This is a genomic window from Pseudomonas sp. B611, assembly GCF_055407965.1.
On the sequence record NZ_JBUZST010000034.1, the window covers coordinates 1 to 13,961 of the forward strand.

Below are 13,961 nucleotides of genomic sequence, written 5' to 3' on the forward strand. Positions count from 1 at the left end.
TCCATGGCGCGGGGCGGCTAAACCGGCATCCCTGCCGGTTTACCCCCCAAATCCATGTCGAATTCCGGCCAGCGTGTTTAACGGGGCGCCTAAGATCAAGATCAAAAGCAAAGCACGGCGGCCTGACAGCCGACCTGAGTGGTGTAGATCAAGAGCGAACACCTGTGGGTGCTGGCTTGTGTGGGAGCTGGCTTGCCTGCGATGGCATCGACTCGGTGTGCCTGATGTACCGAGGTGTCTGCATCGCAGGCAAGCCAGCTTCCACACGGGTCTGATGCTGAATGGATTCAACACGCTGACTGCCCGTCGCATATAACTGAAAAACCAATCCATATGCGATCCAGCTATTGGATTGTTCATAAGGCTTTGCCTTTAATTCGCCACCTAACTCATTGTTACACGGAGTAAATCAGCGCCTCGTCGCGCTGGAATGAGTCACCGTAGCGCATTAGAGATTAGCCATGAGCAACCCCGTTGCCGTTGCACCCCAGCCCCTGGTCCGCGCGCGTGACCTGTGCAAGTCCTTTGGCACCCAACGGGCGCTGGATCAGGTCAGCCTGGAGCTATACCCGGGCGAAGGCGTGGGCTTGTTGGGTGTGGAGGGGGCGGGCAAGTCCACCTTGGTCAACATCCTCGGCGGCACCTTGGCGCCGGATGCCGGTGAGCTGTGGGTTGATGGGGTGCGGCAACGGTTTATCTCTCCGTTGTCGGCACGCCGGGTGGGGATTGTCGCGGTGCATCAGCGCCCCGACGAAGGCATCGCCCCGGGCCTGAGCGTCGCCGAAAACCTGCTGCTCGACGAACTGTGCCTGCCCGGCGCGGATTTCCTGCTCAACCGCAAAAACCTCCTGCAACGCGCCGAAACCATTGCCGCCGGCTTGGGCCTGGACCTGCCGCTGCAACTGCCGGTCGAACGCCTCGGACAGGCCGACCGCCAACTGCTGGTGCTGGCCCGCGCCTTCGCCCTGCAACCTCGGTTGCTGATCCTCGACGAACCCACCGCAGCCCTGTCAGATCGCGACGCCGAACGCCTGCTTGAACTGGTTGATAGCCAACGCAGCCGAGGCGTGGCCATCCTCTATATCTCCCAGCGCTTGTCCGACCTGCAACGGGTGACCAACCGCGCAATCGTCCTGGAGAACGGGCGGATTAGCCGTGAAATGAACACACGGCATTTGCCGACGGCGACGTACAGCTTGTTCGGGGATGCGACGCAAAGCGCGTTACCGGAGCAGAACCTGTCGGTGCCGTTTCTTGAGCGGTTTACCCGCACGGGGTTTATCCGCAATCGGGCGGAGGGGCGGGTGGTGCGGGAGCGGGTGGTGGGGGTGGAGATCAAGGGGCAGCCGCTGGGAATAGAGCAGCTTGCAGGAAAGCCAGACCTCTGACGCCGTTTGTCGGATGGCTTTGCGAATTGTTAGTGAATTCTTGAGGCCGCCACACGGTTTTTAAATGGACAGCCGTTTGTCCGTGTAAAGGCGCGAGTTGCAAAAGCCAAACTTTATAATGACTTAGTGTTGTCGGAAAGATAGGGTTTTGGCAGTGCTGCTATATGCAATGGTTGGTTTTCCTATTGGTTTGAGTGAAACGTCCTAAAGATACTATTTTGGTTTTTTCTGTGAGGCTTGAAAGTTTTTTTAGAAAAACTATCTTGTTCGGGTGAGGTGCCGTTCGCCATGAGGTGAGTTATGAGCTATTACCCGTTATTTAAACCGTCTTTGCTGGCGGCCCTCTTTATTAAAGAGCAATTGAAGGAGCCCATTGCGCTGTTTTGGGTTTTCATCTCTCCTGTGGTGACCTTCTACTTGATTAGTTACGCGAGAGACCCACTGGGCGAGGTGCCTGGCAGTTATCTTTCAAGTACTTCTTGGTTCTATTCTTTCGTTTCTTCGAGTGTTGCCCTGTTTGGCCTGGCGTTCTACATTGTCGGGCGCAGGGAGAGCGGGTTTCTACGGTCATTTGTGTACATGCGCCAGACCAAGGCGATTTTTATGGTTGGGCAGTTTTTAGCCTATTCCGCGATGTCGGTTCTTTATTGTTCGGCGTTTTATGTATTCACGCGGGCCTATTTTGGTGTGATGAGTGTTGCTGAGCTGTTTGTGGTGGTGGGGCGGTTTTATATTTGCTTTTTGTTGTTTTCCACGCCTGCGCTTTTGTTGACGCTGATCCCAATGGGCTTTCAAAACACCAATACCGTATTTTCAATATTGTCCTTCATGATGCTTGCACTGGGAATTATCAGTCTGGGGCAAAACCCCTTGCTTGGAACGTTCGCGCATTTAAATCCCATGTGGTGGGCCAACCAGATTATGCAATTTGGCGTAGCTGAGTCCTTGCCCATAGTCGTGGTCATCGTTGTTTTGTTTATGTGTTCATTTTTCATAACGTTGCGCTTTTTACGTGTGAATCCGGTATGGAGTCGCTACTGATGAAACAGTTGATCGTGAATTCCCTCGATGTCAGTTATGCGCGTCACGTGTTGTTTTGCGGTGCTTCGTTGCAGGTCGATGCGGGCGCGATTTCTGGTTTGTTGGGGCCTAATGGATCGGGTAAGACCACTTTTTTTGATGTGCTCTGTGGTCTGAAAAAAGCGCAGGGCGGCGTTATAAGCAATTCGTTTTCGAAGCTGCTTTATCTGTCGCAAATCATCAGTACGCCGGCGGTGTTTCGCATGTTCGATATTTTTAAGATGGCGATGATTTTTTGCGCTGACACACCAATGACGCAACGGCACGCGCTCGAGAAAATCGACAAGTGGAGCCCAGGCATCGCAGACCGTTATTGTGAAATCTGGAACAAGAAATCGTCCCTTTGCAGCTATGGGGAAAAACGTTGGTTTTTCACGTTGTCGCTGCTCTGCGCGAATGCGGATCTTGTGGTGCTGGATGAACCCACGGCGGGCGTGGACCCCGAATTTCGCTACCACATTTGGAAATGCCTGAAGGGCGCGGCGGCGGAGGGTGTGGCGGTGCTGGTTTCTTCCCATAATGTTGATGAAGTCATCACTCACTGCGATGACTTCTACATGCTTAGCCAGCAGCGCTTCAATCGCTTTACCGATGCACAAGGCTTTATCGCCGCGTATGGCGCCAGCAGCCTGGATGAAGCGTTTATTCATGCTGCCAGCCTGCCGTGACGGCAAGCAATAGCAGCAGCGCGCGGTGTTGGCGTGGGATAAGCCGGTTCATGGCAATTTCGGGTAGATGATCAGTTGCAGGTACCCCTTGTCATAGCGGGTGCCGCCGGGAGGCAGTTGCACGACTTGACGCATTTCGCTGCTGCTGCCGCCGCGTACCAGCACGCCCACCGAACCTTTCTGGCGCGCGTTTTTGAGCCAGCCTTGCACTTGCTCCAGGCTGATTTTGCGCTGCACGCTGTCTGGGTATTGCAGGCCGTAGCGCAGTTCGCTTTCGGTTTCGTACAAGCCCACTTCTGGCCGTCGCAGGCGCCAGGCCAGGGCGCTGGCGCTTTCCAGTTCGTTGCTGAGCAAGGCGCTGGTTTGCTTGAGTTCGTCGAGGTGTTCAAGCACAAACTGGTCGGGCATCTCGTTGTCGGTCACCTGGGCCGGCATGCTTGCCGGCAACAGGATCACCAGCAAACCGATGCCCAGCACCGGCATCGCCCACAGCGTCAGCGGGCGAAACGCTTGCAGCAGGTTGGTGAGGATCCAGCCCAGCAGCACGATGAAGATCAACGAGAGGCTGAACATCTCCGCATGGCTGTTGCCGTACGGCGGCCTGCTGATTTGCAGGTAGATCAGCGTCACCATCGCAACCATGCCGATGGCAAAGTTGAGCAGGCCGTTGAGGCAGATCGCGCGGGACTTGCCTTGTTGCAGCAGCTCGGTCAACGCATGGCCCATCAACAGCGCCAGCGGCAGCAGGCACGGCATGATATAGGTCGGCAGCTTGCCGTTGCTCAGGCTGAAAAAGCACAGCGGCAACAGCATCCACAAGGCCAGGAAGGCGATCGCCGGCTGGCGCCGTTGTTGCCACATCTTTGCCAGCGTGGCTGGCAGCATCCCCGCCCAGGGCAGGCACGCCACCACCATGATCGGCAGGAAGAACCACCACGGCCGTGCGTGTTGCGCGGTCGCGGAGGTAAAGCGCCGTACGTGTTCGTTCCAGAAGAAGAACCGCCAGTAGTCCGGCTCTTGCACATGGATCGCCCACACCCACGGCAGGCACAGCAGCAGCGCTACCGCCACGGCCAGCGGGCCATAACGCAGCAACTCACCCAGGCGGCGCTGCCAGAGCATATACGGCAGGGCAATCAGCACCGGCAGGGCCAAGGCGAGGAAACCCTTGGTCATGAAACCCATGGCACAGGCCACGCCCAACACCGTCCACGAGATCAGGCGGCCACGGGTTGTGGGGCTGTCGAGGGCAAACCACAGCGCGACGAGGCTGAGGTTGACCCATAAGGTGAATTGCGGATCGAGGTTGGAGTAACCCGCTTGCCCGGCAACCAGGCCAAAGCTCAGGTAGAGCAGGGCGCTCGCGAAGCTTTTGCGTGGGTCGTGCCACATCCGCCGAGCGACCAGGTAGGCAAGCCATACGCTCAGCGCCGTGGTCAAGGCCGAGGCGATGCGCACGCCGAACAGGTTCTGGCCAAATACCGCTTGGCCGAGGGCGATCAACCAATAGCCGGCGGCCGGTTTTTCGAAGTAGCGCACGCCCATGAAGTGCGGGGTGACCCAGTTGCCGCTCAGCAGCATTTCCTGGCTGATCTGGGCGTAGCGGGTTTCATCGGGGATCCACAGGCCGTGCAGGCCCAGAGGCAACAGATAAAACGCGGCGAAGGCCAGCAACAGCACATACAGGGGTTTGACGCGCATCATGAAAACGTCGCTCCTTGACGTCCGATGGCGGGAAGTTGGGATATAAAAGCCATAGCGCAAACCATCGAAGTTTCCACTAAGTTATTGAAAGTGTTCATGACATCCTTAACTAACAGGCACAACTAAACATGCCAGAAGATGGCTGTCGTTTGGCTGAACATGGAGAAGTGTTAGAACTGCTTGAGCGCGTTGGCCCAGTTCTGATTGTTGACGATGCCCAATACCTTGAACTTGGCGTTGGGCAACACCTGCACGAACAATGAACTGCCGTACTGCGGGAAGGTGGCGTGGGGGAAACCCAGGCTCTTCTCGAAGTCGGCGATGCAGCCGCTGTGGGTGACGAATACCAGGTTGCGTCCCGGGGCCTTGTGGCTGAGCAACTCTTCGCCCATGGCCGTGCCGCAAACGGCCCGTTCGCCGGACGTAAAGTCGCTTTTGCCAAACATGAAACGCACGGTCTGGGCAGTGCGGATGGCCGGGCTGGCCAACACGTCGCTGCCGGCCATGCCCAATGCAGCAAAGGCTTTGCCGAGGTTTTCGGCCTGTTGGCTGCCGTTGATCGTCAGCCCTTCGACCGGGCCCAGGCATGGGTTGGTCGAGCGGTCGCAGCGCTCTTCATGGCGCACCAGCACGATCACGTCGCCGTCACGCCACAGCGGCATCACTGGCGAGGTCAGCAGGCGATTGCCGACGCCCAGGTCCCGTGGCGACGCAGGCCACAGCAAGCTGCAACCGAGCAGCAAACCGACCGCGCCAATGCCCAGCCAAAGCCTGCGCAGGCGCTTGAAAAAGGCCCGGGGCAAGCGCGGCTTAGTCAGGGTAAGGTCAACCACTTCATTCACCATGGGCACCGTCGGCAGTGTTGTACTAGTTAGGCGCAATGGCTTGGCGAGTGCCCTTAGTGAAGCGGGAGGCTGTCACAGGGCCGCTGTCTTTTCGCTGAACGCGTTGCGGTTATAAAGTTGCCCGGTGGGCTAACTAACAAGTTGCCGACCGGTGACACTTGGCCGGTAATGTAGAGAACGGCGGGTGGGCAACCGGTGAAATCCATGTGAAAAATTTGCGTGGGCGCGCCAGCCAGCCGTTATCCTCGGTTGCAGTCCATTGGTGAGTGCTCCCATGTTGCAGGTGCAAGGTGTCCTGAAAAGCTACGCCACCCCGCAAGGCCCGTTGTCGGTGCTGGCGGGTGTGGATCTGCATCTGGCAGCGCGCAGCAGCCTGGCGCTGATGGGCGAGTCCGGCAGCGGCAAGAGCACCTTGCTGCACCTGGTGGCCGGCCTGGATCGGCTGGATGGCGGCACCATCACGGTGGGCGAGCAGCGCCTGGATCAACTCAATGAAACCCAACTGGCCCATTGGCGGCGCACGCAAATTGGCCTGGTGTTCCAGCAGTTCAACCTGATAGGCAGTTTGCGCGTGGACGACAACCTGGCCTTCCAGGCGCGGCTGGCGGGGCGCTTCGATGCGCAATGGCAGGCGCAACTGGTGGAACGCCTGGGCCTGGGGGACTTGCTCAAGCGCTATCCCGAACAGCTCTCCGGCGGCCAGCAGCAACGGGTCGCGGTGGGTCGCGCGCTGGCCTCGCGCCCGGCGCTGTTGCTGGCCGATGAACCCACCGGCAACCTTGACGAAGCCACCAGCGATGACGTGCTGCAATTGCTCCTGGACCTGTTGCGCGATAGCCCCACCAGCCTGTTGATGGTCACCCACAGCCCGCGCCTTGCCGCCCGCCTGGACCGCCAGGTGGTGCTGCATCGCGGGCGTGTCGTGCCTGCGGGCGCCGTGTGAGATGGCGGTATTTTATTGGGCGTTGCGCGCGCTGCTGAGTCATTGGCGACGGCATCCCGTGCAGTTTTTCAGTGTGCTCACCGGCTTGTGGCTGGCCACGGCGTTGCTCACCGGGGTGCAGGCCCTGAACAGTCAGGCGCGGGACAGTTACGCCCGCGCCAGCCAATTGATCGGCGGTGAACCCCAGGCCAGCCTCAGTGCGCCGGACGGGGCGAGTTTCCCCCAGGTGCTGTTCGCCCAGTTGCGCCGGGCGGGGTGGCCGGTGTCACCGGTGGTGCAGGGGCGGGTGCAACTGCAGGGGCATGCCGACACGCGTTTGCAGTTGATGGGCATCGAGCCGGTGTCGCTGCCCGGCAGCGGTGCGGTGGCGGGGCAGCGCTTGAGCCAGGCGCAGATGCTCGCGTTTTTTGCGCCGCCGGGGCGGACCTGGATTGCTCCGCAAACCCTGCAGGCCCTGGGGCTGCGTCAGGGGGAGCAGCCGCTGACGTTGAGCGGCCAGCGGCTGCCACCCTTGCAGGCCCAAGCGGACATGGCGCCCGGCGTGTTGCTGACCGATATCGGCTTTGCCCAGCCGCTGCTGGACATGCCTGGCCGCCTGTCGCGCTTGCTGGTGGACAAGACCTATGCGGCAAGCCATCCCACGCCACCGGAGGGTTTGCAACTGAAACACGGCGAGGACAACAACCTGTCGCGCCTGACCGAAAGCTTCCACCTGAACCTCGACGCCCTGGGCTTCCTGTCCTTTGTGGTGGGGCTGTTTATCGTGCACGCCGCCATCGGCCTGGCCCTGGAACAACGTCGTGGCCTGTTGCGTACGTTGCGCGCCTGCGGGATCAGCGCGCGGTTGTTGATCCTCAGCCTGGGGGTGGAATTGGGCGTGCTGGCCTTGCTCGGCGGTGTGCTTGGCGTCGCCAGCGGCTACCTGCTGGCCAGCCTGTTGCTGCCCGATGTGGCTGCCAGCCTGCGCGGTCTGTATGGCGCCGAGGTTCCCGGGCAACTGAGCCTGAGCCCCGGCTGGTGGGCCGCTGGACTGGGGTTGAGCCTGCTGGGTGCGTTGCTCGCTGGTGCCAACAGCCTGTGGCGGGCGGCGCGCTTGCCGTTGCTGGCGCTGGCCAACGCCCAGGCCTGGCATGAGGCTCACGGGCGCTGGTTGCGTCGCCAGGGTTGGGTGGCGGCCGCTGCACTGCTGATCGCGCTGCTGGCCTTGCTGCTGGGCGACAGCCTGGCCGCCGGCTTTGTGTTGATGGCGACGCTGTTGCTGGGCGCCGCACTGGGCTTGCCGGTGATGCTCAACGGGCTGCTCAAGGCGCTGCTGGGGCGCAGCCGCTCGGTGCTCGGCCAATGGTTTCTTGCCGATTGCCGCCAACAACTCCCGGCCTTGAGCCTGGCGCTGATGGCGTTGCTGTTGGCGCTGGCGGCGAATATCGGCGCGGGGTCCATGACTTCGGGTTTTCGCCAGACCTTCACCCACTGGCTGGAGCAGCGCCTGACGGCCGAGCTGTACCTCAACCCGCAAAATCCCGCGCAGTCGGCCCAACTGCAGAGCTGGCTGGAAGTGCAACCGCTGGTACAGACCGTGCTGCCCACCTGGCAAGTCTCGGTGCAACTGCAAGGCTGGCCGGCGGATCTGTTTGGCGTGATCGATGACCCCACCTATCGCCAACACTGGCCGTTGCTGCAGGCGCTGAGTAATCCCTGGGATCAATTGCTCAACGGCGACACGCTGATGCTCAGCGAGCAACTGGCGCGACGCCTGAACGTGCAGTTGGGCGATACGCTGGCCATCCCCACGCCGCAGGGGGCGTGGGCGCCGCAAGTGGTGGGGATCTACGCCGACTACGGTAATCCCAAGGGCCACGTGCTGGTCAATGCCCGGCACCTGCTGGTGCACTGGCCGACGCTGTCGCCGGCGCGCTTCAACCTGCGGGTGCAGCCGCAGGATGTGCCGGCGCTGGTGGCTGAAGTGCAGCGGGTGTTTGCCCTGGAAGACAGCCGCATCGTCGATCAGCAGCAGCTCAAGGGATGGTCCAGCCAAGTGTTTGAACGCACCTTCGCCGCCACCGCCGCCCTCAACAGCCTGACCCTCGGCGTCGCCGGCGTGGCGTTGTTTATCAGCCTGTTGAGCCAAAGCCAGAGCCGCCTCGGCCAACTCGCACCGCTGTGGGCGCTGGGGGTGACGCGCCGGCAATTGATGTTGCTGAACCTGGCGCAGACCTGGCTGCTGGCCGCGCTCACGCTGATCCTCGCATTGCCCCTGGGCCTGTTGCTGGCGTGGTGCCTGGACGCGGTGATCAATGTGCAGGCGTTCGGTTGGCGCCTGCCGTTGCAGGTGTTCCCGTGGCAGCTCGCGCAACTGTTGGGCCTGGCGCTGCTGGCGACGTTGCTGGCCTCGGCCTGGCCGCTGTGGCAGTTGTACCGCAGCCGCCCGGCGGATTTGTTGAGGACCTTTGCCCATGAAGATTAAGCCACTGCTGTGGGCGCTGCTGTTGCTGTTGAGCGGGTGCGATAAAGCCCCGGCGCCAGAGGAAAGCTTCGCCGGCCTGGGCAGCGCAGCGGCGGACTTTGCCCAGGTGGTGCCGGGCAAGGTGTTCAGTTTTCCTGAGGACCACGGCCCCCATGACGGTTTTCGCATCGAATGGTGGTACGTCACCGCGAATCTCAAGGACGCCCACGGCAATCTGTTCGGCGTGCAATGGACGCTGTTTCGCAACGCCCTGCAGGCCGGGCCGACGCAGGCTGGCTGGCGCGACTCGACGGTCTGGCTGGGCCACGCCGCCGTCACCTCTGCCACGCGCCACTACGCCGCCGAACGCTACGCCCGTGGTGGCGTCGGCCAGGCGGGCGCGCAGGCGGTGCCGTTCAACGCCTGGATCGATGACTGGAACTTCACCTCCCGCCCCGGCGCCGCAGACGCGCTGGCGGACATGCAACTCACGGCCAGCGGCCCGCAGTTCGCCTATGACCTGCACCTGACGTCCAGCCGCCCGTTGGTGCTGCAAGGTGAGCAGGGTTACAGCCGCAAGTCCGACCAGGGCCAGGCGTCGTACTACTACAGCCAGCCGTTTTTCAGCGCCACGGGCAGCGTGCGGATCGACGGCACCACCTACCAGGTCAGCGGCCCGGCGTGGCTGGATCGCGAATGGAGCAGCCAGCCCCTCGCCACCAGCCAGACCGGTTGGGACTGGTTTTCCCTGCACCTGGATCGCGGCGAGCAATTGATGCTGTTCCGCGTGCGCCAGCAGGACGGTCCGGGTTACCTCACCGGCACCTGGATCGATCAGCAGGGGCACACTCAGACCTTGCACAACGCCGATATCCAACTGACGCCCTTGGCAACCACGGAGATCGACGGACGTAAAATTCCTACGCGTTGGTCGCTGAAAATCCCCGGCAAACAGCTGGATATCACGACCGAGGCGGTCAATCCGAATGCCTGGATGAACCTGAGCATTCCCTACTGGGAAGGGCCGGTGCGGTTCGACGGTGGGGTGGGTTATCTGGAAATGACCGGTTATTAGGCGGGTTTCTGTAAGCAGCGTTTCTTCGCCTATGTAGGCAACTTCCCAAACTGATTTTCAACCCGCCCGGGCTTGTGTCCGGGGCGGGAGCGCTTGCTTATATTTCGACGCCATCTCCAATGGATTCGGGATGTGGGGCATGGCGCAGGGCTATATCAACAATGAAGTGATTGATCGCACCAGTCTGAAAACCCGCTTGATGGGCCACGGCCTGAGCCGCGAGCGCTCGGACCATTTTGATGTGTTGAACCACCACCTGCGCCACGGCTTGGTGACGCCGGGGCAACTGGTGGTGATACCCGATACCTACAGCGTCAGCTGTTCCTGGGAAGAGGCCTGGTTGATGCGCCGTGCGGAGGAAGTGCGGCGCAACCTGGAACAGGATGCTGCGGCTGGGGCGGCGGTGATTAACGACTATGACCTGCTACAGAGTTTGCTGACCTATGGCTCGATTGGCATCGGCAGCACGACCTCGGGGTGGGCGCGGCATCTGGATGAGGTGCTGCGCACGCTGGCGGAGATAGAGCAGTTGCATCAGCGCTTGAAGGCGGGCGACTTGGAGCGCCAGGCGTTTATCCGCCAGCGCCAGGTGTTGTTTGAATTGCTGGATACGCAGGTGCGTGGGGCGGCGCGGTTTGGCACGGGGTTGCGCGGGAATCAGTCGTTGAAGAACGTGCTGGGGATTTCCACCAAGAGCTATTTGCACAAGGGCGAGATCGATGGGTATGCCAAGCGCATGGCGGCGATTGCGCGGGCGTCGAAGTGGCTGGGGAAGGGCACGTATGTGGGGCTGGCGATGGATGTGGGGGTTGCGGGGTTGAAGATCAAGGAGGCATGTGTGGAGGGGCGGGATGCGCAGTGTAGGCGGGCGAGGTATGTGGAGAGTGGGCGGTTGGTGGAGGGCGTGGCGGGGGCTGCGGGCGTGGGAACATTGGGTGCAGCTATCGCTGGCCGTGCATGCAAGATCGTGTTGGCGGTGGGTTTGAAAGCGCGAGGTGAACTGGCCTGTGGAATTATTGGCGGTGCTGCAGGAGGGTATGTGGGAGGTTCACTTTTTGGCGATGGAGGTGCCTTCTTGGGGGGGAAGATCATTGAGGCCGATGGCACGTTCATTTTTGAGCCAGAAGGTGCATGACAATGTCATTTTTTCTCGTTTACACCATCGTGATGATGGCTGGGGTATTCGTCCTTTTGGGGTTGCTGGTATTTGCGGAGTATCGAAAACTCGATGAGCTGGAAAGTTACTTCAGTGAAAACGAAAAGGTTCGAAGGCATAAGCGCTTCTGGGGAAGAAACCAGCGGATCGACAGAATGCATCGTATGCGCCTGATAGTTGAATTCTTTTCAATGCCAAAGACTCACATCAAGGCCGGCCTCGTGACCGAGGCCGAATTGGCTTCTGTTCCTATAGCGCTCAAACGATGGGCACTGTGGCCCTATCGAATGGGTTATGTGTGGATCGTCGTATCCATCATCTGGGCGATCTGGTTCCGATGGTGACTCACTCCCCCGCAATCGCCACCCCCAACGCCAGCCGCGCCATCCCCGTGCCCTTCAACGACCCCAGGTACAACCACTCTCCATACTCCCGCGCCGTGGTGATCGGCGAGTAATTCCCCGCGCTGCCATCCTGCAAGTTCGCGATCACCTTGCCTTCGACATCCAGCCCCAACACAAACGCCCTGCGCTCGATCGGCTTGGGCACCACCATCAACGCTCGCACTATCACCTTGCGTAGCATCGGGTACCCGGCAAAGCTATCCAGCAGGGGATTGCGTGGCGAATACAGTGCCACCCAGAAACGATCCCGCCCATTGAAACTGAGGTTGTCCGGCAAGCCCGGCAGGTTGTCGATAAACAGGTCATGGCTGCCCGCCCGCTCGCCCTTGAGCCAGTAACGGCTGATGCGATAGGCACCGGTCTCATTCACCAGCACATAGTCTTCATCCGGTCCCAGGGCCACGCCGTTGGCGAATTGCAGATGTTCCAGCAACACCTCGGTGCTGGCGTTGCTGAAGTCATAGCGCAGCAGCCGACCGTCGCCGCCGTGCTCGATCACGGCTTCGCCATCCTGGCCGTAACCCCAGCGGCTCGAGGCATCGCTGAAATACGCGTAGCGGCCACTGGCATCCACGGTCACGTCATCGGTAAAACCGAAGGGCACGCCGTTGGCCGTGGTGCTCAGGGTGGTGAGTTGGCGGTTGCTATCCAGCGCAAGCAGGCCCTTGATGCCGTCGGCAATGATCAAGCGACCATCCGGGTGCAGTGCCAGGCCCAGGGGGCGGCCGCCGGTGTTGGCCAGCACTTCCAGGGTGTCGCTGCCCGGCGCGGTACGGATGATGCGCCCGTCATGCAGCCCGCTGAGCAGGAAACCCTCGGCATCCAGCACCAGCGCTTCGGGCCCGGTGATGCCCTGGGCGCCGGTTTTCTCTACGCCCTTGAGGCGTTGGTTGTCGGCGTAGGGCCCGTGCGTCATCGACGGCGCCTTGGGCGGCGCCCAGTTCACCGGTTGCACCTTGGTGGGCATCAGCAAGAGGAAAGCCACCACCGCCAGCAGCAGGACAAACAGCAGGTGACGCAGTTTTCGTGAGCGGGTACGCATGCCGACTCCTGGCTTTTTTGATGGTGCTTGAGCGTAGTCCGGCTGGAAAAATCTGCTAGTTGCATTTGTGTTTCAAAGTACTGGGTCCCAGCGTTGCGACCAGTCGCTCTCTGCCTTGACCACGCCACGCAGCAGCTCCAGCGCCTGCTGCAACACCGCCGAATCCCGCGCCCGCGAATACACCAGGTAGGTGGGGAAACTGAACTCCGGCGCCTTCGGCACGCGGCGCATCACGCCGCTGTCCATGTAGCTCTGCACCACCCGCGTGCGGAAGTACCCGGAACCGCCGTTTTCGAGGATGTACTGCAAGGCCAGCGGCCCGAGATTGAAACTCAGCGCAGCTCGCGCCTTGTCGGGCAGGGCCGCGTCATGTTGCTGGCGGAAGCCCGGGCCCCAATCGATATACACGTAGGGCACCGGCTTGCTGACCAACTGCACCAGGATCAGTTTTTCTTCCAGCACCTGCTCCACCTGCAACCCCGGCCAGTATTGCGGCTGGAACACCAGCGCGGCGTCGAGCACCCCCAGTTCCAGTTGGCGCAGCAGGTACTCGCCCTCGCGCACTTCGGTACGCAACGCATGCCCGGGGATATGCTCGCGCAGGGCCTGGGCCCAGCCGAGCATCAAGGGGTTGCACAGGCTGACCTCGCCGCCGATATGCAGCACATTGCGATAGCCATCCGGCAACGGTAGGTCACGGCGTGCAGCTTCCCAGGTTTGTAGCAACTGGTTGGCGTAGACCACGAAAGCTTCGCCGTCTGCGGTCAGGCGTGCGCCAGCGCGGTTGCGGATGAAGAGGGTGCTGCCGAGCTGGCTTTCCAGGCTCTTGACCCGCGCGGTGATGGCGGTCTGGGTGACGTGCAGTTTCTCGGCCGCTGCGGCGAGGCTGCCGCAGCGGGTGATTTCGAGGAAGGTGCGTGCCAGTTCGATGTCCATGAAGCCCCCGGGTATGAATGGGGGGCATTGTAGTGGAATGCGGTTGGAACTGTGGGAGCTGGCTTGCCTGCTGTGGCGGTTTGTCGGTCGGTGTACATATCCGTTTCTTCGGTAACGGCGGCTTAGGGTTCCGCCCTTACGGCGGGTCACTTTTGGAAAAGAGCCCCAAAAGTAACCAAAAGGGCTCTTGCCCCAACACTCGGTGCCTCGCCTAGGCTCGGCATGCCCGTAATCCGACATGGATTTGGGGGGCCGCCGCCACGCGCCATCCATGGCG

General features: G+C 61.1%; 12 protein-coding genes. 8 read left to right on the forward strand and 4 right to left on the reverse strand.

Annotation, left to right across the window (positions count from 1 at the left end):
• The first annotated feature begins 461 nt into the window (after positions 1–461).
• The 3 genes from ACZRMO_RS29880 to ACZRMO_RS29890 all read left to right on the forward strand — a co-directional run bounded on the left by ACZRMO_RS29880 (position 462) and on the right by ACZRMO_RS29890 (position 3,136).
• On the forward strand, positions 462–1,388 hold the full coding sequence (locus tag ACZRMO_RS29880; protein ID WP_463975238.1) for an ATP-binding cassette domain-containing protein: 927 nt from the start codon (positions 462–464) through the stop codon (positions 1,386–1,388).
• 300 nt (positions 1,389–1,688) lie between these two features.
• Complete coding sequence (locus tag ACZRMO_RS29885) at positions 1,689–2,429, forward strand: ABC transporter permease (RefSeq protein WP_463975239.1); 741 nt, start codon at positions 1,689–1,691, stop codon at positions 2,427–2,429.
• Entirely contained in the window at positions 2,429–3,136 is a 708-nt protein-coding gene (locus ACZRMO_RS29890) for an AAA family ATPase (RefSeq protein WP_463975240.1), read from the forward strand. Before ACZRMO_RS29885 ends, ACZRMO_RS29890 begins: the two co-directional genes overlap by 1 nt.
• Positions 3,137–3,184: 48 nt before the next feature.
• Here the strand turns inward: ACZRMO_RS29890 and arnT are convergent, their stop codons facing one another.
• Together arnT and pmrG are read right to left on the reverse strand one after the other, a co-directional pair.
• Positions 3,185–4,840 (reverse strand): lipid IV(A) 4-amino-4-deoxy-L-arabinosyltransferase, encoded by a 1,656-nt coding sequence (gene arnT / locus ACZRMO_RS29895; protein ID WP_463975241.1) that lies wholly within the window; start codon positions 4,838–4,840, stop codon positions 3,185–3,187.
• 170 nt (positions 4,841–5,010) lie between these two features.
• Entirely contained in the window at positions 5,011–5,685 is a 675-nt protein-coding gene (pmrG, locus tag ACZRMO_RS29900; protein ID WP_463975242.1) for a lipopolysaccharide core heptose(II)-phosphate phosphatase PmrG, read from the reverse strand.
• A gap of 274 nt (positions 5,686–5,959) precedes the next feature.
• On the opposite strand from pmrG, the gene ACZRMO_RS29905 reads away from it, so the two are divergent.
• From ACZRMO_RS29905 to ACZRMO_RS29925, 5 genes are all read left to right on the forward strand, one after another.
• On the forward strand, positions 5,960–6,628 hold the full coding sequence (locus tag ACZRMO_RS29905; RefSeq protein ID WP_463975243.1) for an ABC transporter ATP-binding protein: 669 nt from the start codon (positions 5,960–5,962) through the stop codon (positions 6,626–6,628).
• Position 6,629: 1 nt separating this feature from the next.
• A complete protein-coding gene (locus tag ACZRMO_RS29910) occupies positions 6,630–9,092 on the forward strand; it encodes an ABC transporter permease (protein ID WP_463975244.1) in 2,463 nt (820 codons plus the stop codon).
• Positions 9,082–10,146, forward strand: a complete 1,065-nt coding sequence (locus tag ACZRMO_RS29915; RefSeq protein WP_463975245.1) for a lipocalin-like domain-containing protein — start codon at positions 9,082–9,084, stop codon at positions 10,144–10,146. The genes ACZRMO_RS29910 and ACZRMO_RS29915 overlap by 11 nt, the downstream gene beginning before the upstream one ends.
• A gap of 139 nt (positions 10,147–10,285) precedes the next feature.
• Positions 10,286–11,281 (forward strand): hypothetical protein, encoded by a 996-nt coding sequence (locus tag ACZRMO_RS29920; RefSeq protein WP_463975246.1) that lies wholly within the window; start codon positions 10,286–10,288, stop codon positions 11,279–11,281.
• Between the two features lie 2 nt (positions 11,282–11,283).
• Positions 11,284–11,646, forward strand: a complete 363-nt coding sequence (locus ACZRMO_RS29925; RefSeq protein WP_463975247.1) for a hypothetical protein — start codon at positions 11,284–11,286, stop codon at positions 11,644–11,646.
• A 1-nt stretch (position 11,647) separates the two neighbouring features.
• Here the strand turns inward: ACZRMO_RS29925 and ACZRMO_RS29930 are convergent, their stop codons facing one another.
• Both ACZRMO_RS29930 and ACZRMO_RS29935 read right to left on the reverse strand, forming a co-directional pair.
• Positions 11,648–12,748, reverse strand: a complete 1,101-nt coding sequence (locus ACZRMO_RS29930) for an SMP-30/gluconolactonase/LRE family protein (RefSeq protein ID WP_463975248.1) — start codon at positions 12,746–12,748, stop codon at positions 11,648–11,650.
• A 72-nt stretch (positions 12,749–12,820) separates the two neighbouring features.
• Positions 12,821–13,684: a LysR family transcriptional regulator gene (locus tag ACZRMO_RS29935; RefSeq protein WP_463975249.1), complete on the reverse strand. Its 864-nt coding sequence runs from the start codon at positions 13,682–13,684 to the stop codon at positions 12,821–12,823.
• Between the last annotated feature and the right edge of the window lie 277 nt (positions 13,685–13,961).

Coding starts and splice junctions, on each gene's coding strand:
- ACZRMO_RS29880 (WP_463975238.1), top strand. CDS start 462: ATGAGCAACCCCGTTGCCGTTGCACCCCAGCCCCTGGTCCGCGCGCGT.
- ACZRMO_RS29885 (WP_463975239.1), top strand. CDS start 1,689: ATGAGCTATTACCCGTTATTTAAACCGTCTTTGCTGGCGGCCCTCTTT.
- ACZRMO_RS29890 (WP_463975240.1), top strand. CDS start 2,429: ATGAAACAGTTGATCGTGAATTCCCTCGATGTCAGTTATGCGCGTCAC.
- arnT (WP_463975241.1), bottom strand. CDS start 4,840: ATGATGCGCGTCAAACCCCTGTATGTGCTGTTGCTGGCCTTCGCCGCG.
- pmrG (WP_463975242.1), bottom strand. CDS start 5,685: ATGGTGAATGAAGTGGTTGACCTTACCCTGACTAAGCCGCGCTTGCCC.
- ACZRMO_RS29905 (WP_463975243.1), top strand. CDS start 5,960: ATGTTGCAGGTGCAAGGTGTCCTGAAAAGCTACGCCACCCCGCAAGGC.
- ACZRMO_RS29910 (WP_463975244.1), top strand. CDS start 6,630: ATGGCGGTATTTTATTGGGCGTTGCGCGCGCTGCTGAGTCATTGGCGA.
- ACZRMO_RS29915 (WP_463975245.1), top strand. CDS start 9,082: ATGAAGATTAAGCCACTGCTGTGGGCGCTGCTGTTGCTGTTGAGCGGG.
- ACZRMO_RS29920 (WP_463975246.1), top strand. CDS start 10,286: ATGGCGCAGGGCTATATCAACAATGAAGTGATTGATCGCACCAGTCTG.
- ACZRMO_RS29925 (WP_463975247.1), top strand. CDS start 11,284: ATGTCATTTTTTCTCGTTTACACCATCGTGATGATGGCTGGGGTATTC.
- ACZRMO_RS29930 (WP_463975248.1), bottom strand. CDS start 12,748: ATGCGTACCCGCTCACGAAAACTGCGTCACCTGCTGTTTGTCCTGCTG.
- ACZRMO_RS29935 (WP_463975249.1), bottom strand. CDS start 13,684: ATGGACATCGAACTGGCACGCACCTTCCTCGAAATCACCCGCTGCGGC.